General features: G+C 65.7%; 20 protein-coding genes and 1 tRNA gene. 10 read left to right on the forward strand and 11 right to left on the reverse strand.

From position 1 onward, the window contains the following. Positions 1–78 precede the first annotated feature (78 nt). The 3 genes from sufB to METLW4_RS0105890 all read right to left on the reverse strand — a co-directional run bounded on the left by sufB (position 79) and on the right by METLW4_RS0105890 (position 3,871). The gene (gene sufB / locus METLW4_RS0105880) at positions 79–1,548 is read right to left on the reverse strand and encodes a Fe-S cluster assembly protein SufB (RefSeq protein ID WP_018265277.1); all 1,470 of its coding nucleotides are present in this window, start codon (positions 1,546–1,548) and stop codon (positions 79–81) included. Between the two features lie 67 nt (positions 1,549–1,615). Next, positions 1,616–2,776 carry a cysteine desulfurase family protein gene (locus METLW4_RS0105885; RefSeq protein ID WP_018265278.1) on the reverse strand — a complete coding sequence of 387 codons (1,161 nt, stop codon included), beginning with the start codon at positions 2,774–2,776 and terminating at the stop codon, positions 1,616–1,618. 9 nt (positions 2,777–2,785) lie between these two features. Next, positions 2,786–3,871: an acyltransferase family protein gene (locus METLW4_RS0105890; protein ID WP_157234924.1), complete on the reverse strand. Its 1,086-nt coding sequence runs from the start codon at positions 3,869–3,871 to the stop codon at positions 2,786–2,788. Positions 3,872–4,144: 273 nt separating this feature from the next. On the opposite strand from METLW4_RS0105890, the gene METLW4_RS0105895 reads away from it, so the two are divergent. Continuing rightward, complete coding sequence (locus METLW4_RS0105895; RefSeq protein ID WP_018265280.1) at positions 4,145–4,819, forward strand: alpha/beta hydrolase; 675 nt, start codon at positions 4,145–4,147, stop codon at positions 4,817–4,819. A 58-nt stretch (positions 4,820–4,877) separates the two neighbouring features. On the opposite strand, the gene METLW4_RS0105900 is transcribed toward METLW4_RS0105895, so the two are convergent. The 3 genes from METLW4_RS0105900 to METLW4_RS0105910 all read right to left on the reverse strand — a co-directional run bounded on the left by METLW4_RS0105900 (position 4,878) and on the right by METLW4_RS0105910 (position 7,792). Further along, complete coding sequence (locus METLW4_RS0105900) at positions 4,878–5,717, reverse strand: outer membrane protein (RefSeq protein WP_018265281.1); 840 nt, start codon at positions 5,715–5,717, stop codon at positions 4,878–4,880. A gap of 265 nt (positions 5,718–5,982) precedes the next feature. Further along, positions 5,983–6,576: a redoxin family protein gene (locus METLW4_RS0105905; RefSeq protein ID WP_018265282.1), complete on the reverse strand. Its 594-nt coding sequence runs from the start codon at positions 6,574–6,576 to the stop codon at positions 5,983–5,985. 76 nt (positions 6,577–6,652) lie between these two features. Beyond that, positions 6,653–7,792 carry an anhydro-N-acetylmuramic acid kinase gene (locus METLW4_RS0105910; RefSeq protein WP_018265283.1) on the reverse strand — a complete coding sequence of 380 codons (1,140 nt, stop codon included), beginning with the start codon at positions 7,790–7,792 and terminating at the stop codon, positions 6,653–6,655. A gap of 117 nt (positions 7,793–7,909) precedes the next feature. Between METLW4_RS0105910 and nhaA the strand changes: the two genes are divergently transcribed. From nhaA to METLW4_RS0105925, 3 genes are all read left to right on the forward strand, one after another. Further along, positions 7,910–9,112, forward strand: a complete 1,203-nt coding sequence (nhaA, locus tag METLW4_RS0105915) for a Na+/H+ antiporter NhaA (RefSeq protein ID WP_043331736.1) — start codon at positions 7,910–7,912, stop codon at positions 9,110–9,112. A 46-nt stretch (positions 9,113–9,158) separates the two neighbouring features. After that, entirely contained in the window at positions 9,159–9,497 is a 339-nt protein-coding gene (locus tag METLW4_RS0105920) for a hypothetical protein (RefSeq protein WP_018265285.1), read from the forward strand. Positions 9,498–9,587: 90 nt separating this feature from the next. Then, a complete protein-coding gene (locus METLW4_RS0105925) occupies positions 9,588–9,950 on the forward strand; it encodes a hypothetical protein (protein WP_018265286.1) in 363 nt (120 codons plus the stop codon). Between the two features lie 69 nt (positions 9,951–10,019). Here the strand turns inward: METLW4_RS0105925 and METLW4_RS0105930 are convergent. Continuing rightward, positions 10,020–10,093 (reverse strand) — tRNA-Cys (locus tag METLW4_RS0105930). Positions 10,094–10,251: 158 nt separating this feature from the next. Continuing rightward, positions 10,252–10,587, reverse strand: a complete 336-nt coding sequence (locus METLW4_RS28255) for a GCG_CRPN prefix-to-repeats domain-containing protein (protein WP_018265287.1) — start codon at positions 10,585–10,587, stop codon at positions 10,252–10,254. Between the two features lie 174 nt (positions 10,588–10,761). Here METLW4_RS28255 and METLW4_RS26325 point away from each other — a divergent pair, with 174 nt between their 5' ends. The 5 genes from METLW4_RS26325 to METLW4_RS0105960 all read left to right on the forward strand — a co-directional run bounded on the left by METLW4_RS26325 (position 10,762) and on the right by METLW4_RS0105960 (position 16,959). Further along, the gene (locus tag METLW4_RS26325; RefSeq protein WP_018265288.1) at positions 10,762–11,979 is read left to right on the forward strand and encodes a hypothetical protein; all 1,218 of its coding nucleotides are present in this window, start codon (positions 10,762–10,764) and stop codon (positions 11,977–11,979) included. Between the two features lie 372 nt (positions 11,980–12,351). After that, positions 12,352–15,099 carry a DNA gyrase subunit A gene (gyrA, locus tag METLW4_RS0105945; protein ID WP_018265289.1) on the forward strand — a complete coding sequence of 916 codons (2,748 nt, stop codon included), beginning with the start codon at positions 12,352–12,354 and terminating at the stop codon, positions 15,097–15,099. Positions 15,100–15,287: 188 nt separating this feature from the next. After that, positions 15,288–15,923: a glutathione S-transferase family protein gene (locus METLW4_RS0105950; RefSeq protein WP_018265290.1), complete on the forward strand. Its 636-nt coding sequence runs from the start codon at positions 15,288–15,290 to the stop codon at positions 15,921–15,923. 35 nt (positions 15,924–15,958) lie between these two features. After that, the gene (locus METLW4_RS0105955; RefSeq protein ID WP_026191290.1) at positions 15,959–16,516 is read left to right on the forward strand and encodes a Uma2 family endonuclease; all 558 of its coding nucleotides are present in this window, start codon (positions 15,959–15,961) and stop codon (positions 16,514–16,516) included. A gap of 107 nt (positions 16,517–16,623) precedes the next feature. Next, complete coding sequence (locus METLW4_RS0105960) at positions 16,624–16,959, forward strand: hypothetical protein (protein WP_157234926.1); 336 nt, start codon at positions 16,624–16,626, stop codon at positions 16,957–16,959. A gap of 39 nt (positions 16,960–16,998) precedes the next feature. Here METLW4_RS0105960 and METLW4_RS0105965 read toward each other — a convergent pair whose 3' ends face one another. Continuing rightward, a complete protein-coding gene (locus METLW4_RS0105965) occupies positions 16,999–17,658 on the reverse strand; it encodes a class I SAM-dependent methyltransferase (protein ID WP_018265293.1) in 660 nt (219 codons plus the stop codon). Positions 17,659–17,709: 51 nt separating this feature from the next. On the opposite strand from METLW4_RS0105965, the gene METLW4_RS0105970 reads away from it, so the two are divergent. Continuing rightward, positions 17,710–18,303: a glutathione S-transferase gene (locus METLW4_RS0105970; RefSeq protein ID WP_026191291.1), complete on the forward strand. Its 594-nt coding sequence runs from the start codon at positions 17,710–17,712 to the stop codon at positions 18,301–18,303. Between the two features lie 12 nt (positions 18,304–18,315). Here the strand turns inward: METLW4_RS0105970 and METLW4_RS0105975 are convergent, their stop codons facing one another. Further along, entirely contained in the window at positions 18,316–19,806 is a 1,491-nt protein-coding gene (locus tag METLW4_RS0105975) for a replicative DNA helicase (protein ID WP_018265295.1), read from the reverse strand. 422 nt (positions 19,807–20,228) lie between these two features. After that, entirely contained in the window at positions 20,229–20,795 is a 567-nt protein-coding gene (rplI, locus tag METLW4_RS0105985; RefSeq protein WP_018265297.1) for a 50S ribosomal protein L9, read from the reverse strand. Between the last annotated feature and the right edge of the window lie 10 nt (positions 20,796–20,805).

A 20,805-nucleotide genomic window follows, 5' to 3' on the forward strand; every position in this document is an offset into this window, starting at 1 on the left:
TGTGGGCCGTTTCGTCGCTCGCCTGCCTCGTAAAGAGGCGCTCAAAAAACGCAGAGCGCCTCTTTGCTCATCGATACGTCAACCGACGCTGCCTTCGAGGCTGACTGCGATCAGTTTCTGCGCTTCCACTGCGAATTCCATGGGCAGCTTCTGCAGAACGTCGCGCACGAAACCATTGACGATGAGCGCCGTCGCCTCTTCTTCGGAAAGGCCGCGCTGCATGCAGTAGAACAGCTGGTCATCGGAGATCTTCGACGTCGTCGCCTCATGCTCGAACACGGCGGAAGCGTTCTTCGACTCGAGATAGGGCACGGTATGCGCGCCGCATTTGTCGCCGATGAGCAGGCTGTCGCAATTTGTGAAATTGCGCGCGCCTTCCGCCTTGCGATGCGCCGACACCTGACCACGATAGGTGTTCTGCGAATTGCCGGCGGAGATGCCCTTGGAGATGATGCGGCTCTTGGTGTTCTTGCCGAGGTGGATCATCTTCGTGCCGCTGTCGACCTGCTGATAGCCGTTCGACACTGCGATCGAATAGAACTCGCCTTGCGAATTGTCGCCGCGCAGAATGCAGGACGGATATTTCCACGTCACCGCAGAGCCCGTCTCCACCTGCGTCCAGGAGATATGCGAGTTCTTGCCGCGGCAATCGCCACGCTTGGTGACGAAATTGTAGATGCCGCCCTTGCCCTCGCTGTCGCCCGGATACCAGTTCTGCACCGTCGAATATTTGATCTCGGCGTCGTCGAGAGCGACGAGCTCGACCACGGCGGCGTGCAGCTGGTTCTCGTCGCGCTTGGGCGCCGTGCAGCCTTCGAGATAGCTGACATAGGAGCCGGCGTCGGCGATGATGAGCGTGCGCTCGAACTGTCCCGTGTTCTTCTCATTGATGCGGAAATAGGTCGACAGCTCCATCGGGCAGCGCACGCCCGGCGGGATGTAGACGAAGGACCCGTCCGAGAAGACGGCGGAGTTCAGCGTGGCGTAGAAATTATCCGTCACCGGCACGACTGAGCCGAGATATTTGCGCACCAGCTCGGGATGCTCGCGCACCGCTTCCGAGATCGGGCAGAAGATCACGCCGGCCTTGGACAGCTCCTCGCGGAAGGTCGTCGCCACCGAGACCGAGTCGAACACCGCGTCCACGGCGACCTTGCGCTGCTCGACGCCGGCGAGCGCCTCCTGCTCGCGCAGCGGAATGCCGAGCTTCTCATAGGTGCGCAGCAGTTCGGGATCGACCTCGTCCAGCGACTTGGGGCCGGGCGTCGATTTCGGCGCGGAATAGTAATAGAGGTCCTGATAGTCGATCGCGGGATAGTCGACGCGAGCCCATTTGGGCTCCTCCATCGTCAGCCAGCGCCGATAGGCCTCGAGCCGCCACTCGGTCAGCCATTCTGGCTCGTTCTTCTTCGCCGAAATGAAGCGGACGATATCCTCGCTGAGGCCCTTCGGGGCCTTTTCGGATTCGATATCGGTGGTGAAGCCGTATTTATATGCGTCGACGTCGATTTCTTCGACGCGCGCCACCGTCTCCTGGCGAGCCGCCATGTGTCCTCTCCTCGTCTCGACGGGTTCAAGGCCCGCCGGCCGAAATTAGAGCCGCCGAAGCCGCCCTTCAGGCGGCCGTCCGCCGCGCCCTGATCCTCTTCGCGACCCCTGCAAAAGCGATACCAAACAAATCTACATGCTCCGCGGTCGAACTCCAACCCAAGCTCGCCCTGAGCGCGGCTTTGTCCTCTAGCCCCATGGCGGCGAGCACATGGGAGGCTTTCACCTTGCCCGAGGAGCAGGCCGAGCCGGAGGAGAGGGCGACCCCTTCGACGTCCAGCGCCATCAGCAAGGTCTGCGCCTTCTGCCCTGGGGTCAGAAAGGCCGAGGTATTGGCGAGCCTCGGGCCTTTTGCGCCGAGAAACAGGGCTTCCGGCCAGATTTCCGCGATTTTCGCCTCTAGCCGGTCGCGCAGCGCGCCGAGCCTTTCGGCCTCCACCGCCATGCTGTCTTTCGCGACTGCGAAAGCCGCGGCGAAGCCGGCGATGGCGGCCACATTCTCGGTGCCGGCGCGGCGTCCGCCCTCCTGGCCGCCGCCGCGCAGAAGCGCCTCTCTGATATGGAGGCGGTCCTCCGCGAGCGCCAGAGCGCCGGCGCCCATGGGGCCCCCGATCTTATGTGAGGAAAAGAACAATGCATCGGCCCGCAGGGCCGCGAATGTGGTCTCCAGCCGGCCGACCGCCTGCGTGGCGTCGCAGACGAGAAGCCCGCCGGCCGCATGGACGAGATCGGCCGCCGCGGCGACCGGCTGAATGGCCCCGGTCTCATTGTTGGCGGCCTGCAGGGCGAGCAGAATTCGTCTGCCTTTGTTGCGCTGCAGCGTATCGGCCAGCGCGTCGAGCGACAGCGCGCCCTCCGGGTCGAGCCCTATGGTCTCGGCGCGCGCGGCGGGGAAGCGATGGCCGGCCAGAACCGCCGGATGCTCGCCGGCGCCGAGGAGCAGCAGATCGATCTCCGCCGTAGTTTGGTCTCGTTGTAAGAAAGGCGTCAAAATCAGATTGGCGGCCTCGGTCGAGCCGGACGTGAAGACGACATTGCGCGATTTCGTCCCAAGTCCCGCGGCGATCTGCCCGCGCGCAGCCTCGATCAGCGCCCGGGCGGCGCGGCCTTCGGCATGGATGGAGGAGGGATTGCCGAGCGTCGCCAGCGCCGCGAGCATGGCGTCGCGCGCCTGGGGTCGCAGCGGCGTGGTGGCGTTATGGTCGAGATAGGCGCGCAGGGCGGACATGATGTGAAGCTAATCGTTCCGCGCGCGGAATGGGAGAGCCGGCAGGCGTCCCCATAGCAGCTCGCCGCCCGGAAGGCGCCGGGAGAGGGCGACGAGCGTCGCCGTCCCCGCGACGATGACCGCGGTCGCCGCCGCCGCGTCGAGATAGCCGGCGGCGAATTCGGGCAGCAGCGAGCTCGCGCGAAACGCCACTGTCTGCGCGAGATAGATTTCCAGCGTCATTCCGCCGATGGCGATCACGATCCGCGCCGCCGCCGATGGCGCGATCCTGTCGTGCAGGGCGACCGCCCCGCGCAGAAAGGCCAGCGTCGCTGCGACAGAGACCGGCAGCATCAGCGCCAATTGGCCGGCGACGCCGGGCCGCCAATAGGCGAAGCCATTGTTGTAGATGTAGGTGTCCGGCGTCCAGAACAGCCATCCGACTGCAGCCGCCGCCCCGGCCGCTACGGCGACGTGGGGCGGGATAGCGCGGATCGTCACGCCGGCGCGTCCGGCGAGAAAGGCGATAAGATAGAAGGCGGCCGTGTAGCGAATGGCCGAGGGCGGAAAGTCGGGCAGCGGCGCCAGCAGCAGCGCGGCCGCGATCAGCAGCAGCGCCGCGCGCTCATAGGCTCCGAACCGCGTCGCGGCGAAGGCTCCGGCGGAGCCGACGACGACAGCCCATAGGAACCAAAAGGAGCCGCGAAAATCCCTCCACACATCCGAGCGGAAATGGGTCTCTAGGCCGACGTAGGCGCGCGCGAGGTTGGGCCAGGCCAAAATTCCCGCCCAGACCGCCATTGCGAGGAGCAGAGGCAACGTGCGGCGAAAGAGGAGTTGCTCGAGACGCGTCGCGGCGTCGATCCGTCGCGCGGCGAGATAGCCGGAGACGGCGATGAAGGCCGGCATATGAAAGAGATAGATGGCCCGAAACAGCCCGTCGTCCCAATAGTCTTCCGTTCCCGCATGGACGATCCATTGGATCGAATGGCCGAAGACGACGAGGAGGATCAAAATCCCTTTGATGAAGTCGAGGCCCGGATCGCGGCTTTTGGCCGTCCTCGCCAGCGAAGCCTCGATCTCGAGCGGAGCGGGACAAGGAACGACATCGACCAAGAATTCTCGACCCTTCGCGAAACGCCGCATGCAGCCGAGCTATGGATCGGCGGGGCGAGAATGCGCCGCGACCCTTCAAAACTCTTGCAATGAGCGCCGTCACACATGCTAGAAGGCCCGCTCGGCCGAAAATGAGCCGCGGGTTCGGCGCGCGCCGGACGCGTGGACGCCCGGCAAGGGGCGCTCCAGCTGGAGCATAACGCATTTTCGGCGCCGGCGAAAACAGCCCGACGAAAAAAGCGCGTTTTTCGCGCGGGGGAGACGAGGAACTTCATGCCCGAGGTCATTTTCACCGGCCCCGCCGGCCGGCTCGAAGGCCGCTTTCATCAATCGGCGCAGCGCGGCGCGCCGATCGCCATCATCCTGCATCCGCATCCGCAATTCGGCGGCACGATGAACAATCAGATCGTCTACAACCTCTATTACGCTTTCGCCGAGCGCGGCTTCTCCGTCCTGCGTTTCAATTTCCGCGGCGTCGGCCGCAGCCAGGGCTCTTTCGATCATGGCGCGGGCGAGCTCTCCGACGCGGCCGCGGCGCTCGATTGGGCGCAGGCCGTCAATCCCGAGGCGCGCGCCTGCTGGATCGCCGGCGTCTCCTTCGGCTCCTGGATCGGTATGCAATTGCTGATGCGCCGGCCGGAGATCGAGGGCTTCGTCTCGGTCGCGCCGCCGGCCAATCGCTTCGATTTCTCGTTTCTCGCGCCGTGCCCGTCATCGGGCCTCTTCATTCACGGCGACATCGATCGCGTCGCGCCGCTGAAGGAAGTGACCGGGCTCATCGAGAAGCTGAAGACTCAGAAGGGCATCGTCATCGAGCATGCGGTGGTGCAGGGCGCCAACCACTTCTTCGAGAACCGCATCGAGCCGCTGATCGCCCATGTCGACGCCTATCTCGACAAGCGTCTCGGCAATCCGCCCCGCATCGCCATTCCCGCGCGGGGCGATTGATCGCGGGAACTATCTGCGACGGCGGAGCGCGGCGCTGGGCGCCGCGCTTTTTTTATGCTCAGAATTTGGCGACGATCGGCGCCGGCTTGAGCCAGTCGAAATGATAGTTCAGCCCGGCGCGGGCGATATGGCCATCGAAGCGCGTCGAGGATTGCGCGCCCGAGATCTGCGAGCCGAGCGCCGATGTGTAGGCGTAGACGGCGCCGGGCGTCGAGGCGGTTCCGAGATCGTAATAGAGATATTCGACCTTGGCGCTCCATCGCGGCGCGAACAGCCATTCGAGGCCGCCGCCGACCGCATAGCCGATGCGAAGATCGGAATAGGAATCGGAGGCGACGATGGTCGGCGCGCCGAGATAGCTCGCGGAGAGATTGGTCTGGCCATAGGCGAGACCGCCCGTCGCATAGGCGAGCAGAGTCGGCGTGACGAGATAGCCGAGCCGCCCGCGCGCCGTGCCGATATAATCAATCCCGCGCGAGAGCGTGGTGTAGGCCGAGGCGCCGGTGAGCGCGGCCGTGGAGCTGCTGGTGGCGACGCCCTGAATGTCCGCCTCCACGCCCCAGAGGAATTTATCTGAGACCTGGGAATTATAGCCGATCTGGCCGCCGCCGATGAAGCCGGAGACATTGGCGTTGATCGAGGCGGGAAAATTGCCAATGAGCGCATTGGCGCCGAGGCCCGCCGCGTCTGTGTCCCAATAGCTCTGGGCGACAGTGTCGCTGTTGGACCATGTATAGCCGGCGTTGAGACCGACGTAGAAGCCGGTCCAGAGCGGCGGCGGAGCGAGCGGCGGAATGAAGGCGGGCGCCGCTTTGGTGGAGGGAAGGTCGGCCGCGATAGCCGGACCGACAGCGCAGGCGAGCGCGAGCGCGCTCGCCACGACGATGGATTTCGTCATGGGACAGGACCTCGGTTTCGATAGCGCTCCCGCCGTCCCCACGATCCGCTGAGACGGGGCCGGGGCGGGCCGGAAGGCGGGGGCGGTTCTCGAAAAACACGAGCCGCAAACCGGCGGGAGCGAGCGAAGGCTCTGCTCTATGCGGTCCGATCTCAAGTTAATTTTTGGCAATATAGTAGAAGAGTCGAAAAATCTACTTGTTAACAAAATTTAATATTATGAAATTTCGGCAATGTGCTCAGAGCCTTCGCTCGCCGCGCGCGCCTCAGGCGTTTTTCGCCAGCGCCGGCAAAATTCGCGTCGTGATCGCGCTCTCGTCTATCGGGCCGAGGATGGCGACGTCGATCTTGGGGCCGGGCGCCACCACGAAGCTCGCCGGAACGCCGCGCGCGCCGAGCGCCCGCTGCAGAAAGGCGCGCTGGTCCTGGCCGACGGCGACGAAAGGATTGCCATGCTCGGCGAGAAAGCTGCGGGCGTTTGCAGGATCGTCCTTCACATCGGCGCCGTAGATGGCGACGCCTTTTTGCGCCAGCGCCATCAAAAGGTGATGCTCGGCGCGGCAGCTGGGGCAGTAGGAGGCCCAGAGATAGAGGAGCGAGCGCTTGCTCGCGAGATCGGCGGCGCCGAAGCCCGGCATGGGGCGCCCGTCCGCGAAGGTCAGCCCCGGCGTCGGCGGCAGATCGAAGGCCTCGATCGACAGTGTGTTGAAGAAGCGGGCCGAGAGGTCCTTGCGCTTCCAGACCTGCTCGGCGACCGCGGCCCCGACGCCGGCGGAGACGGCCCCGAGCGCTCCGAGAAGAAGATTGCGCCGGCTCGGCCAGGCGGCGGCGTCCTCGTCACGCTGAATCGTCTCGGTCATTTTTCGCTCCTTCTCCCATCGCGCATTTGAAGATCAAACCCTCAAGGCGGAATGAAAGAGGCGACTAAAGCCGGAGCTATCTGTTGCCTCGGCCGATGGCGCGGCGGCTGCGCTGCGCGGCGGCGATCTCGCCGCCCTTGGTCGGCCCGGGCGCCCCGGTGGTTCCAGGGAAGGTCAGCGGCAGGCCTTTCAGCACACGCACCGCGAGAAAGGCGAAAGCCTGCGCCTCGATCGCATCGCCCATCCAGCCGACTTCCGCCGCCGTGGCGACCGGGCAGGGCAGGCGGTCGGCGAGCGCGCGCATCAGCGTCGGATTATGCGCGCCGCCGCCGCAGACGATCGCCCGCCGCGGCGCCGAGGGCGTCTGCGAGAAGGCGAGGGCGAGGGACGCCGCAGTGAAGGCGGTGAGCGTCGCGGCCGCATCCCGAAGCGAGAGCTCATCTGTCGCACGAAATGAAAAATCATTTCTGTCTAAAGACTTTGGCGGAGTTTTATGAAAATATGGATGAAGCAGCACGGATTGCAGGATCGCCTCGTCGACGCGGCCCTCGGCGGCGGTCGCGCCGTCGCGGTCGACTGGCGAGCCGGTGCGGGCGAGCATCAAATCGTCGATCAGCGCATTGCCGGGACCGGTGTCGAAGGCGAGGGGCTCGGCGTCGCCATCGACGAAAGTGACATTGCCGACCCCGCCTATATTGATGACGGCGACCGGCCCATCGATCCCGCTCGCTGCAACCAGAGCGCGATGATAGGCCGGCACGAGCGGCGCGCCCTCGCCGCCGGCCGCGACATCGGCGGCGCGAAAATCATAGGCGACATCGACGCCGAGCCGCTCGGCGAGCGCCGGCGCGTCGCCGATCTGGACCGTGAGCCGGCTCTGCGGCCGATGCAGAACCGTCTGCCCATGAAACCCCAGAATATCGACGCTCGCCGGATCGAGGCTCTCCGCGCGCAAAAAGGCTTCGACCGCCTCCGCATGACGCTCCGTGACGAGGCGCTCCGCCGCGCCGACCGCGCCGGGGCGGGCGGCGCGGTCCGTGAGGCGGGCCGCCTCGGCGAGGGCGGCGCGAAGCAGCTCACGATCCTGCTCGGAATAGGGAAGGAAGCTAGTCGGGCCGAAGTCGAGCCGCTTTTCGCCATCCGTGTCCAGCAGCGCGATGTCCACGCCGTCCATGGAGGTGCCCGACATGAGGCCGATGGCGCGAAAGAGAGTCATTTGTGTCTCCTGCCTACGCATATTCGGGCGGCTCGCGCGCGGAGCCGGATTTTCTTGCCAGAGCAATACAAATCGCTCAAGTGTGGCGCGTTCTTCTCATCTTGGGCGGCGCTCGCCATGAAACAGCATCCGCATCACGCTGCGCCTTCGACTCTGCGTCGCTTCCTCGCCAGCGAGGCGGCGGGCGGCGTCGTGCTGATGGCCAGCGCCGCTGTGGCGCTCGCGCTGGCCAACTCGCCATTCGCTGAATCTTATCACAGCCTGCTGGAGACGCCGATCGCCGGCCATTCGCTGCTGCATTGGATCAATGACGGGCTGATGGCGGTTTTCTTTCTGCTCGTCGGCCTCGAGATCAAGCGCGAGCTGCTCGACGGCCATTTGCGCCATTGGTCCGCGCGCGTGCTGCCCGGCGTCGGCGCGCTCGGCGGCATGGCCGCGCCGGCGCTGATCTACGCCTATTTTAACGCCGATTCGCCGGCGGCGCGCGGCTGGGCGATTCCCTCGGCGACCGACATCGCCTTCGCGCTCGGCGTGCTGGCGCTGCTGGGCGACCGCGTGCCGGGCGCGCTGAAAGTGTTTCTCACCGCGCTCGCCATTCTCGACGATCTCGGCGCCATCGTCATCATAGCCGTGTTCTACGCCGGCGATCCGGCGGCTCCGCCCATGCTCGGCGCGGGCGTCACCTTGTTCCTGCTGCTCGGCCTCAATCTCTTCGAGGTCACGATTCTCACGCCCTATCTCCTGCTCGGCGCAGCGCTCTGGCATTTCGTGCAGCTCAGCGGCGTCCATGCGACGCTCGCCGGCGTGCTGCTGGCGACCATGATTCCGCTGCGTCTCTCCGGGCCGGACCCGGAGGAGCATACGCCATTGCACCGGCTCGAGAATGCGCTCGGGCCATTCGTCGCCTTCATCGTGCTGCCGCTGTTCGGCTTCGCCAATGCGGGCGTGGCGCTCGGCGGCGGCGATCTCGCGACAGCGGGCGCGCCCATTCTGCTCGGCGTCGGGCTCGGCCTTTTTCTCGGCAAGCAGCTCGGAGTCTTCACGGCGATCGCTCTGGCCCTGGCGACGCGAATCGCCTCGCGGCCGCCCAAGACCGGCTGGGTCCAGCTCTATGGCGTCTCTGTGCTCTGCGGCGTCGGCTTCACAATGAGCCTGTTCATCGGCCAGATCGCCTTCGAGGCGGATGAGGCGGCCATGCGCGCCACCAAGATCGGCGTGCTGGCGGGCTCCGCCGCCTCCATTCTGCTCGGCTCGCTGGTGCTGTGGATCGCATCGCGGCGGCGCGCCGAGCCGCTCACGCATCCGCTGACCGATTCGTAAAAAAGAGCTAAGCTCGGCCTTTCCTTTTCACGAGGCTCCGCTTCTCATGGCCAATTTCAAGCTCCCGCTGTCGGGCGACGTCGCTCAGACCATCAACCCCTGGACCGCCGTCTTCAGCCCCTATGGCGGCCAATTCGGCCTCATCAACATCAATCTCGGCCGCTCGAGCGCGCCGCAGGTGGAGGAGGACGTGCTCGCCGACGTCGGCAGCTATGGCAAGCAGCTCGGCCGCATCGGCGACGCAATGGCCGTTCTGCTCGCGCATTTTCATCCGCAATGCGAGCTCACGGCACAGGAACGCGAGGCGATCGACGCGCTGAAGGCGATGCTGAAGGAGATCGATGCGATCAAGCGCCGCCATCATCGGCCGGTCACCGCGCCGTGATGCGCGTGCGCCGGAAAAAACGCAACCTTGACAAGCGTTCCGAACCGGGTTGAACTCGAAATTATTGAATTCAAGAGAGTAGGATTTCCTATGGATCAACTTTTCCGAGCGTCCAGCAGCCCCGAGGTCATAGAGCTCTATCGGCTGATGCGCGAGCTGCTCGCGTTGCGCGACATGTTCGACGGCGCTTATGAGCGGGCGGTCTTATCGATGTTGCCGGAGACGACCCGCGCGCGTTTCGACCGCCTCGCGCAATCGGTCGACGATCACGCCAGCATCGCGCTGACGCGGCCGATTCAGGACGACTCCTATGACGCGCTGGAATTGGTGTTCGACGAATATAAGCACGAGGTGGCGGAGAGCCTGCTGGCGGCCGCTCTCGCCGATACGGTCGCCGATCTGCCGGAGAAGCTCGGCGCTCTCGAGAAATCGCTGATCGTCGAGCGTCTCTGAGGCTTATCCGCTCCTGCTGGAGCGGCCCGAAGAGACGTCTTACCGGCCGAAAAGAGCGAAGGGTGGGGCTGGAGGCCTCGGAGGGAATCGAACCCCCGTACAAGGATTTGCAGTCCTCTGCGTAGCCACTCCGCCACGAGGCCCCGAACGTCGGCGCCGAAAGCTCGACGTCGACGTGAGAAGGCCGCTCATACAGGACTTGCCGACGAACGGCAAGACTTTGCGCGTGAGACGGGAAGACCTCGCGCGGCGCGCGGCAAGAGGCTGGTAAACGCTTTCTTGCGCTGCGCGCCGCGGCGGGTCACCAGCGGTTCGGAACGCAGCGGCCCCATTGATTGGGATGCGCGCCAGGGCCGCAACGGAATCCCGGACGCGGACCATATCCCGGACGCGGGCCATAGGCCGGCGGATAGTATCCGGGACGCGGGCCATAGGCGGGCGGCGGCGGGCGGCGATTCGGCACGCAACGGCCCCACGGATCCGCGTGCCAGCCGGGGCCGCAGCGCCAGCCGGCCTCCTGGGTCAGCGGAGCGATGGCGACGCCCTCGGACAGCGGCGCGAGCGGCATGGCCATGGCGGCCGGCGCGGCGACGCCGGCGAGCGCGAGCACGGCGATGAAAGCGAGCTTCAGCTTCATTTGTTTCCTCCTGTCGGACTGGGAAGCGAGGGCGAGAGCATTGGCCAAAGCCAGTGAACCAGTCGTGAACGAGTCGCAAAATGAGCGCGGCAACCCTTTGTTAATCGCAATGCTAAGGCTTTGTTCAACTCCGCGAGGCAAGCTGAAGCCTCGTCATTCCAGCGGAGCTCGCAGATGAGGTCGAATTTCACGCCGTTCACGCGCCTTTCGGCCGGCGGCCTGATGCTGGCGGCCGCGGCCGCCGATATAGGATGCGCCGCCGCCGAGCCGCGCCGCTCCCATGCGCGCCCTGCGCCCGAAACCACGCGAATCGAGGAGCTGGGCGCTCCCAGCGGCAAAGGCTATGACGACATCATCGTGAATCTCGCGCCGCTCGTCGCCGCGAAGCCCGGGAAAGAGGCGCGTCCGGCCGAACGGCCCGCGGCTCCCGCTCCCGCCGTCGAGGCGCCCAAGATCGCTGTCGCGGCCCCGGCCGAATCGGCGAAGCCGGCGCCGGTCGTTCCGGTCTTCCTGCGCGAGCCGCTTCCGATCTTGGACAGCGAGCCGGTCGCCGCGAAGACTCCCGAGCCGGCCCCCGCTGCAGCGCCCCAGGCGGAAAGCGCCGCCGCGCCGGCCGCTCGGATCGCATCGCCTGTCGTGGCAGAGGAGCCCGCCGTCGCGCCCCAGGCGGAGCCTTCGGCCGAGCGAATTGTCGCGCCCGAGGCCGGCGTCGAGGCGCCCAAAGCCGATGCGTCCGACGCTATTGCGTCCAAGGGCGACGCGCCCGCCGCAGAGGCCGTTCCCGCGCCGATCGCCGAAGCGGCGCCGCCCGCCCAGGAGGAAAGCGAATCGCCGCTCGCCCTCTGGCAGGCGCTGGTCGCCGCTGTCGCGCTCGCCGGCCTGCTCGTGATGAAATATCTGCGGCGTGGTCCTGCTGTCGCCAAGGCGGCCGAGCCGGTCGCCTCCCAAGCCGCCGCCCCGCGAGAGGGCGAAGCGGCGCCGGCTGGCCGCTTCGCCATCATGCTCGCCGCCGCACGCGCGAAACTCGAGCCGCTCCTCGCCAAATTTGCCGCGTTGCGCGCCAAGAAGGCCGCGGAAACCGCGCCCAAGGCCGAAGCTGCGCCGCAGGAAGCGGCCAAGAAGGCGGCGTCCAAAAAGCCGAAGACGATGGACTGGACCGAGGTCGCGGCCGCTCTGCGCGCGCGATTCGGTGGCGGCAAGACCGCGGGAGAGCCGGCGGCGGCGCAGTCCAATCGCGTGATCGCGCTCGTCGATTCCGAGGCTCGGGGACGTGTGGCCGACTCCTGGGAGTCGAGCGAGGACGACGGGCTGGAACTGCTGGAGCCCGGCGACGCCAGCGCGCGGACGATCGTCATGAACGCGCGACGCAGGCTGCGCGCGGCGCAGAGCTGACGCCGGAATCGAAAATGAATCGAAAGAGATTTGAAGAGCTTTTCTAAACCCGTGTTTCTTCGAGCAGAACCGCGGCGCGCCGCGCCGGGGCGAACTGGCGTCGCCGCCGAGAATCGCCTATAGAAAAACGGCGGTTTCGAGCGTCGCCGACGGCTGCCGCCAGGCCTGCCTCGGCGCGCTTCGCTCGAAACGTCCCGCGAGCGCGATCTCCGCGTCCCGCCGCTCTCCCAGGCGGCGGACTCTGAAGCCGCCTCGCCTTCGTCGGCGAGACGGGACGACGACGAGAAGCGCTCTTCCCCAGAGCCGGCGCAACATTGCCGCGGCAGGATTTCGCCGCGGAGCGCGGGACGATCGAAGCGGATTGGCGAGCCATTGGCCGAGAACGACACAGACGACACGCAGCCTCCGACGCACGGCTCAGACATTCGCCCGGTCTCGATCGCCGACGAGATGAAGCGCAGCTATCTCGATTACGCGATGAGCGTGATCGTGAGCCGCGCGCTGCCCGATGTGCGCGACGGGCTGAAGCCCGTGCATCGCCGCATCATGTTCTCCATGCACGAGAACGGCCATACGCCCGATAAGCCTTATGTGAAATCGGCGCGCATCGTCGGCGACGTCATGGGTAAATATCACCCGCATGGCGACGCCGCGATCTATGACGCGCTGGTGCGCATGGCGCAGCCCTTCTCCATGCGGCTGCCGCTCATCGACGGCCAGGGCAATTTCGGCTCGGTCGACAACGACCCGCCGGCGGCCATGCGCTATACCGAGTCGCGCCTCGCCAAGCCGGCTTTGGCCCTGCTCGAGGACATCGACGAAGGCACGGTCGACTTCAAGCCCAACTATGACGACAAGGAGATGGAGCCGACGGTCCTGCCGGCGCGCTTCCCGAATCTCCTCGTCAATGGCGCGGGCGGCATCGCCGTCGGCATGGCGACGAATATTCCGCCGCATAATCTCGGCGAGGTGATCGACGCCGCCATAGCGCTGATCGACCGGCCCGACATGGGCGTCGCCGAGCTGATGGAGATCGTGCCCGGCCCGGACTTCCCGACGGCGGCGACGATTCTCGGCCGCGGCGGCATACGCAACGCCTATGCGACCGGGCGCGGCTCGATCATCATGCGCGCCAAGGCCGAGATCGAGACGCTCCGCAAGGAGCGCGAGGCGATCATCTTCACCGAGATTCCCTATCAGGTGAACAAGGCCGCGCTGATCGAGCGCATCGCGGAGCTGGTCCGCGAGAAGAAGATCGAGGGCATCTCCGATCTCCGCGACGAATCCGATCGCCAAGGCATGCGCATCGTCGTCGAGCTGAAGCGCGACGCGGTGGCGGATGTGGTGCTCAATCAGCTCTGGCGCCATACGGCCCTGCAATCGAGCTTCCCGGTCAATATGATCGCGCTCAATGGCGGCCGGCCCGAGCTGCTGACGCTGAAGGACGTTCTCGTCGCCTTCGTGGATTTCCGCGAGAGCGTCGTCACGCGGCGCACCAAATTCCGCCTCGCCAAGGCGCGCGACGCGGCGCATCTGCAGGTCGGCCTCGCCATCGCCGTCGCCAATATCGACGAGGTCATTCGCCTCATCCGCACGTCGGCCGACGCCGCCGCCGCGCGCGAGGCGCTGATGGAGCGCGAATGGCCCGCCAAGGACATGGCGCCGCTGGTGGCGCTGATCGCCGATCCGCGCCATGTGCTCAGCGAGGATGGAACCATCCGCCTCTCCGAGGCGCAGGCGCGCGCGATACTCGATCTGCGCCTGCAGCGCCTCACCGCGCTCGGCCGCGAGGAGATCGCCGAGGCGCTGAACAAGCTCGCCGCCGAGATCGCCGAATATCTCGAGATTCTGCGCTCGCGTGAGAAGCTGTTCGGAATCGTCAAGGACGAGATGATCGCGGTCAAGGAGGCCTATGCGACGCCTCGCCGGACGCAGATCGTCGATGGCGACGGCGATGTGGAGGACGAAGACCTCATCGCGCGAGAGGATATGGTCGTCACCGTCTCGCACGCGGGCTATATCAAGCGCGTGCCGCTCTCCACCTATCGCGCGCAGCGGCGTGGCGGCAAGGGCCGCTCCGGCATGCAGACGAAGGAAGAAGATTTCGTTCAGCGCCTCTTCGTCGCCTCGACGCATACGCCGGTGCTGTTCTTCTCCTCGCTCGGCAGGGCGTACAAGGAGAAGGTCTGGCGTCTGCCGCTGGCGGCGCCGCAGGCGCGCGGCAAGGCGCTGGTCAATCTGCTGCCGCTGGAGCAGGACGAGCGCATCACCACCATCATGCCGCTGCCGGAGGACGAATCGAGCTGGGCGACGCTCGACGCTATCTTCGCGACGACGGGCGGCACGGTGCGCCGCAACAAGCTCTCGGACTTCTCCGATGTGCGGCGCTCCGGCATCATCGCCATGAAGCTCGATGAAGGCGAGGCCATCGTCGATGTCGCCACAGCGGCGGAGCAGGAGGATATTCTGCTGACGACGCGCGAGGGGCAGTGCATTCGCTTCCCGGTCAGCGACGTGCGCGTCTTCCAGGGCCGCACCTCGATGGGCGTGCGCGGCATAGCGCTCGCTGGCGACGACCGCGTGATCTCACTATCGATCCTGCGGCATTTCGAGGCCGTCGGCGACGAGCGCGCCGCCTATCTCAAGCGAGCCGCCGCGCAGCGCCGCAATGCGGGAGCGGACGGCGCGGAGGAGGGCGCGGCGGAGACCGAGGAGGCCTCGACGGCGATCGAGCTGACCGAGGCGCGCTATCGTGAGATGGAGCAGGCCGAGCAGATCATCCTGACCGTCTCCGAGAACGGCTATGGCAAGCGAAGCTCCTCGTTCGAATATCGCATCACCGGCCGCGGCGGCAAAGGCATCGTCGCCATGGCGGTGAACGCCCGCAACGGCAAGCTCGTCGCCTCCTTCCCCGTCGGGCGCGGCGATGAGATCATGCTGGTGACGGATGGTGGCCAGCTCATCCGCTGCCCGGTGGAAGGCATACGCATTGCGGGCCGCGGCACGCAGGGCGTCATCGTCTTCGACACGGCGGAGGGCGAGCGCGTCGTCTCGGTCGAGCATTTGGCCGACGCTGGCGAGGACGAGGCGGCCGGCGACGCGGGCGGCGAGACAGCCTGAGCCTTCGTCGCGGCCGAAGACGCATTTCGCCGGGGGATTTTCGGCGAAACGCAATTTGCTTTCATGAATTGCTCTCGCTGCGCGCAGCGACGCCGCTTCGATAAACGCAACCCCACGTCAATGGCGCGCGCCCACGCCTCGGGCTAGATTGCCGCAACGCCGAGATTGCCGAAGAAGGAGACGAACGCATGCTCACGATCTGGGGACGGCGCAACTCCTTCAATGTGCAGAAGGTCATGTGGCTCGTCGGCGAGCTCGCGCTCGATCACGCCCATGTGCCGCTCGGCGGCGCTTTCGGCGGGCTGGACGATCCGCAATTTCGCGCGAAAAATCCGCATGGCCGCATTCCGGTCATCGACGACGAGGGCGTGGTGGTGTGGGAATCTCACGCCATTCTGCGCTATCTCGCCGCACGCCATGGCGGCGAGGCGTTCTGGCCGGCGGATCCGGCGACGCGCTCCTTCCCCGATCGCTGGATGGATTGGGCGCAGACGACTCTGCAGCCGGCCTTCGTCGACGGCGTGTTCATGGGCTATTACCGTACGCCGGAGGAAAAGCGCGACTGGCCGGCGATCAACGCCGCCGTCGCGCGCTGCGCGCAGCATTATCGCTTCCTCGACAGCTGGCTGGCGGATCGTCCTTTCCTCGCCGGCGACGAGCCGACGCTCGCCGATATTCCCGCCGGAACGACGCTGTTTCGCTATTTCTCGCTCGACATAGAGCGGCCGTCGCTCCCCAATGTCGAGGCTTGGTATGCGCGTCTGTGCGAGCGGCCGGCCTATCGCCAGCATGTGATGGTGCCCTTCGACGATCTGAAGGGGTGACGCTCCGAATGGCGCTCGGCGACGAGGATGTTTCCATGAGCGTTCCGCCGAAGACGAAAATGACCGCCGAAGAGTTCGTGGTCTGGGCCGAAGGACGATCAGGCCGTCACGAGCTCGTCGACGGCGAGGTCTTCGTCCAGGCGGCGGAGAGAATCGCGCATGCAAAAGCGAAGCTTGCCGTCTTGGTCGCGCTGCAGGACGCTGTGCGTCGCGCAAGTGCGCCGTGCCATGTGCTGCCGGACGGAATGGCGGTGCGGGTCGATGCGACGACGGTCTTCGAGCCGGATGCGCAGCTCTATTGCGGACCGGAGCTGCCGCCGGACACGATGCTGATCGAGACTCCTCTCATCATCGTCGAGGCGCTGTCATCCACCACGGGGCGCAATGACGCTCTCGGCAAGCTCGTCGGATATTTTCGCATAGAGAGCGTCGTGCATTATCTCATCGTCGATCCAGATTCGCCGCTCGTCATTCATCATCGTCGCGGGGAGGGGAGCGATATTCTGACGCGCATCATTCGTGACGGTGATATCACGCTCGATCCGCCTGGCCTCGTCTTTCCGCTGTCCGCGCTCTATGGCGAGACTCGTTGAAGCGCGCTCTGTGCTCGCACGCACGGCGATGAAGGCGCGCCGCGACTAATCTCCTCTGCATCCGATCGCAATGATTTCACGCGACGGTTTCAGATAGGAGATTGAAAATGTCCAAAGTGCTTTTCATCGACACCAAGACCGAGCTCACCCTCGCGCCGGGCGCGACCGTTCATGGCTGGTGGAACAACGCCTCGCCCTTCAATGCGGTGTGGGACGCGCAGGCCGTGCCTTTCGCCACCGGCAGCACGGCGACCGGCTTCAACCAGGACACCTCGCTCGAGGTGACGCGCGTTTGGCGTCATTACACGGTGACGGAGGTCAAGCCTTTCCCGCAGTCGCAGACAGTCGACACGAAGGACGAGACCGAGATTCATTACGAGGTCAAGAATATCGGCAATTCGGTCGCGAAGTTCCATGTGGTGCTGAGCGCGATCTACGAGTGACGGCGTCGGAGGCGCGAGCCGAAAGGCTCGCGCGATCCGTCAATCATGCGCGACGAACACGGCGGCGCAGCCGACAACGTCGATCTCGACATTGCGGAAGCGCTCCCGGAGCGCATCGCGCAATCCAACGAGATCGTCGTCCCTGTTCGAGAACACGCCTTTACGATTGTAGAATTCCATCAGCCGCCGCGCCGCGCCGGAGCGCTCGACGCCGCCTTGCAGCAAGGTCGAGCCGAAAAAGACGGCGCCCTCATTCGTCCGCGCCTTCAGATGGTCGAAGACGACGGCCTTTTCCACTATCGCGCCCGGCAGGCAATGCAGCAGATAATTGACGCCGACAGAGTCGAATTTCGGCGTGTCGAAAGCGATCGGCTCCAGCACATTGCGCCGGTAGCTCTCCGGCGAATAGCGCGCGATGCGCGCCGCCGCGAAGCGCAGAGCGTCCGCGTTCAAATCCATCAGCGCGACGCGCGGCGCGGCGGCGGGAAAGCGGCAATGGTCGAGGTAATAGCCCGTGCCGACGCCGACATCGAGATGATTGCCCGACACATGCGCGTCATAGAGCGCGCGTAGGCGCGGCGTCGGACATTTCCAGACGAAGCGGTTGGAGAGGCCGAGCACCAGAAGATCGTAGAGCCGCAGAACCGAGGGCGTGTAGACGGCTTGGCCGGCGGCGATCTCTTCGGGACTGGCGGTCATCTTCGTTACGTCCTATTGCTCGACGACGCCTTTTTCGACGTGAGGGAGCCTATGCCCATTCTACGCTATTCCGCGGCTTCGCCCTACGCCCGCAAGTGCCGCATCGTCGCCGAGCTGCTCGGCCTCGGCGCGAGCGTCGAGCTCGTCGGCGCCGACACGACAAATCCTGCCGATTCGCTGCGCGCGCAAAACCCGCTCGGCAAGGTGCCCGTGCTCATCCTCGACAGCGGCGAGACCATCTATGACAGCCGCGTGATCTGCGAATATTTCGATCTTCTCGCCGGCGGCAAGCTCATTCCGCAGGATCCCGCCGCGCGAATCGCAGCGCTGACGCTGCAGGCGCTCGGCGACGGCATGAACGACGCCGCGCTGCTGATCCGTTACGAAATCACACGGTCGGAGGCGCTGCGCTCCGCCGATTGGATCGCCTTGCAGAGCGGCAAGCTCGACCGCGCGCTCGCTGCGCTGGACGCTGCGCCGCCGGCCGGCCCGACAACGATCGGCCATGTGGCCGTCGCCGCCGCGCTCGGCTATCTCGATCTGCGTTTCGAAGGCGCTTGGCGCGCGAAATATCCCGCGCTCCTCGCTTGGCTCGACGCATTTTCGCGCGAGGTTCCGGCCTTCGATGCGACGCGCGTCGCCTAGCGTGAGTCCGGCTCACATGCGCGCCGGCAGCTTGTCCTCCTCGGCGAGATTGGAGAAGCGCGTCACCTCCGCCTCGAAGGCGAGCGTCACCGTTCCCGTGGGGCCGTGACGCTGCTTGCCGAGGATCGCCTCGGCGCGCCCATGCACGCGCTCCATCTCGTTCTGCCAGGCGATATGCTCCTCCGTGCCCTCGCGCGGCTCGCGATTGCGCAGATAATATTCCTCGCGATAGACGAACATCACCACGTCGGCGTCCTGCTCGATCGAGCCCGATTCGCGAAGGTCGGAGAGCTGCGGGCGCTTGTCGTCGCGGCTCTCGACCTGACGCGAGAGCTGCGAGAGCGCGATGACCGGCACCGCCAGCTCCTTGGCCAGCGCCTTGAGGCCCGTGGTGATCTCGGTCAGCTCCTGCACGCGATTGTCGCCGCGCGATTTGGAGCCGGAGAGCAGCTGGAGATAATCCACGACGAGCAGATCGAGCCCGCGCTGGCGCTTCAAGCGCCGCGCTCGCGCGGTGAGCTGGGCGATGGAAATGCCGCCGCTCTGATCGATGAAGAAGGGCACGCTCTGCATCTCGCGCGCCGCCTCGGCGATGCGGCGGAAATCGTCCTCGTTTATGTCGCCGCGGCGGATCTTGTAGGAGGGCACGCCGGATTGCTCGGCGATGACGCGCGTCGCCAATTGCTCGGCCGACATTTCGAGCGAGAAGAAGCCGACGATGCCGCCATTCGCCGCCTTGATCGAGCCGTCCGGCAACTGCTCCGGCACATAGGCCTTGGCGATGTTGAAGGCGATATTGGTGGCGAGCGCCGTCTTGCCCATGCCGGGACGGCCGGCGACGATGATGAGATCGGACTTCTGCAGCCCGCCCATCTTCTCGTCGAGATCGACGAGACCAGTGGCGACGCCGGAGAGATGCCCATCGCGCTGATAGGCGCTGCTCGCCATATCCATGGCGGTGGAGAGCGCGTCGGCGAAACGCTGAAAGCCGCCGTCATAGCGGCCGGTCTCGGCCACCGCATAGAGCTTGCGCTCGGCTTCCTCGATCTGCTGGCGCGGCGCCTGATCGACCGGCGCGTCGAAGGCGGAATTGACGATATCCTCGCCGATGACGATCAGCTCGCGCCGCACGGCGAGATCATGGATCGTGCGGCCGTAATCCTCGGCGTTGATGATCGTCGTCGCCTCGCGGGCGAGCCGCGCGAGATAGGCCTGCATGGTGACGCCGCCGGGCAGCTCCATATCGCCCAGATGCGTCTTCAGCGTCACCACAGTGGCGACGCGGCCGGCGCGAATGATCTGCGACGCGACCTCGAAGATGCGCCTGTGCAGTTCTTCGGAAAAATGCTCGGAGCGCAGGAAATCGGAGACGCGATCGAAAGCGTCATTATTGACCAATATGGCGCCGAGCAGCGCCTGCTCGGCTTCGATGTTATGTGGCGGCGTGCGATAGGCGGGCTGGTCGAGCATCTCTCTCTCTGAAACGGGACGGAGCATGGTCATCACGACGCGAAGAACATCGCCGAAGGACCGGAGCTCCGCTCCCGCGCGAGGGAGTCGAGCGCCATAGGCGGCCGGTCGACTGCTCCCCCGAATCGCGGGAACGTCCGCCCGGCCTTTCGCCTCATTGCCTCTGATGGATGTCTTCGATGCTCGTGAACGCGTTGCGACAGGCACTCGAGAACGGCGGCGAATTTGCCCGAAGGAGAGAGCGGCGCCAATGACAAAGATCGCGCGAAGGCCGATCGGACGGCGCGCAGCGACTTTGTGAGTCATTTCCACATGCTACAGCTCAGCTTGTGGCGTATCTGCGTGAAATCATTTGAGTGTGACAATTTCGCCACGGCGAATCGCTGGCGCATGAAAAAGGCCGGAGACGCGGGCGTCTTCGGCCTTTTTCGATAGAACGAATCGGTCGCGAGCGATCAGAGCTCGACGTCGCCGGCCTCGGCCAGAGCGGCGCCGACCTCGAGGCCGAGATCGTCCAGCGTCGTCTCCTCGCGGACGGCGGCGGCCTCGCCGCGCGCCTGACGCTCGGCCTCCTCGGCGGAGCGGGCGACGTTGACGATGATCTTCACCTCGATCTCGGGATGCAGCTGCACCGGCACATTATGCAGGCCGAGCGCCTTGATCGGATGCTGCAGCTCGATCTGATTGCGATTGAGCGAGAAGCCGCCGGCGGTCGCCGCGTCGGAAATATCGCGCGGGGCCACGGAGCCATAGAGATGGCCGCTCTCGCCGGCCTGGCGGATGATGACGAAGCTCTGACCCTCGAGCTTCTCGGCGACGGCCTCGGCCTCCTTGCGGGCGGTGAGGTTGCGCGCCTCGATCTGAGCGCGCTGCGTCTCGAAATGCTTCTTGTTGCTTTCCGTGGCGCGCAGCGCTTTGCCGCGCGCGAGCAGGAAGTTGCGCGCATAGCCGTCGCGCACGCGAACGGTGTCGCCCATCTGGCCGAGCTTGGCCACGCGCTCCAGCAGAATGACATCGACCATGGGTTCTCTC

It is taken from the genome of Methylosinus sp. LW4 (assembly GCF_000379125.1).
In the GTDB taxonomy this organism is placed as follows: domain Bacteria; phylum Pseudomonadota; class Alphaproteobacteria; order Rhizobiales; family Beijerinckiaceae; genus Methylosinus.

Coding starts and splice junctions, on each gene's coding strand:
- METLW4_RS0105895 (WP_018265280.1), top strand. CDS start 4,145: ATGCCCGAGGTCATTTTCACCGGCCCCGCCGGCCGGCTCGAAGGCCGC.
- METLW4_RS0105910 (WP_018265283.1), bottom strand. CDS start 7,792: ATGACTCTCTTTCGCGCCATCGGCCTCATGTCGGGCACCTCCATGGAC.
- METLW4_RS0105920 (WP_018265285.1), top strand. CDS start 9,159: ATGGCCAATTTCAAGCTCCCGCTGTCGGGCGACGTCGCTCAGACCATC.
- METLW4_RS0105975 (WP_018265295.1), bottom strand. CDS start 19,806: ATGACCATGCTCCGTCCCGTTTCAGAGAGAGAGATGCTCGACCAGCCC.
- METLW4_RS28255 (WP_018265287.1), bottom strand. CDS start 10,587: ATGAAGCTGAAGCTCGCTTTCATCGCCGTGCTCGCGCTCGCCGGCGTC.
- METLW4_RS0105955 (WP_026191290.1), top strand. CDS start 15,959: ATGAGCGTTCCGCCGAAGACGAAAATGACCGCCGAAGAGTTCGTGGTC.
- nhaA (WP_043331736.1), top strand. CDS start 7,910: ATGAAACAGCATCCGCATCACGCTGCGCCTTCGACTCTGCGTCGCTTC.
- rplI (WP_018265297.1), bottom strand. CDS start 20,795: ATGGTCGATGTCATTCTGCTGGAGCGCGTGGCCAAGCTCGGCCAGATG.
- METLW4_RS0105965 (WP_018265293.1), bottom strand. CDS start 17,658: ATGACCGCCAGTCCCGAAGAGATCGCCGCCGGCCAAGCCGTCTACACG.
- sufB (WP_018265277.1), bottom strand. CDS start 1,548: ATGGCGGCTCGCCAGGAGACGGTGGCGCGCGTCGAAGAAATCGACGTC.
- METLW4_RS0105970 (WP_026191291.1), top strand. CDS start 17,710: ATGCCCATTCTACGCTATTCCGCGGCTTCGCCCTACGCCCGCAAGTGC.
- METLW4_RS0105960 (WP_157234926.1), top strand. CDS start 16,624: ATGTCCAAAGTGCTTTTCATCGACACCAAGACCGAGCTCACCCTCGCG.
- METLW4_RS0105900 (WP_018265281.1), bottom strand. CDS start 5,717: ATGACGAAATCCATCGTCGTGGCGAGCGCGCTCGCGCTCGCCTGCGCT.
- METLW4_RS0105905 (WP_018265282.1), bottom strand. CDS start 6,576: ATGACCGAGACGATTCAGCGTGACGAGGACGCCGCCGCCTGGCCGAGC.
- METLW4_RS0105925 (WP_018265286.1), top strand. CDS start 9,588: ATGGATCAACTTTTCCGAGCGTCCAGCAGCCCCGAGGTCATAGAGCTC.
- METLW4_RS0105885 (WP_018265278.1), bottom strand. CDS start 2,776: ATGTCCGCCCTGCGCGCCTATCTCGACCATAACGCCACCACGCCGCTG.
- METLW4_RS26325 (WP_018265288.1), top strand. CDS start 10,762: ATGAGGTCGAATTTCACGCCGTTCACGCGCCTTTCGGCCGGCGGCCTG.
- METLW4_RS0105950 (WP_018265290.1), top strand. CDS start 15,288: ATGCTCACGATCTGGGGACGGCGCAACTCCTTCAATGTGCAGAAGGTC.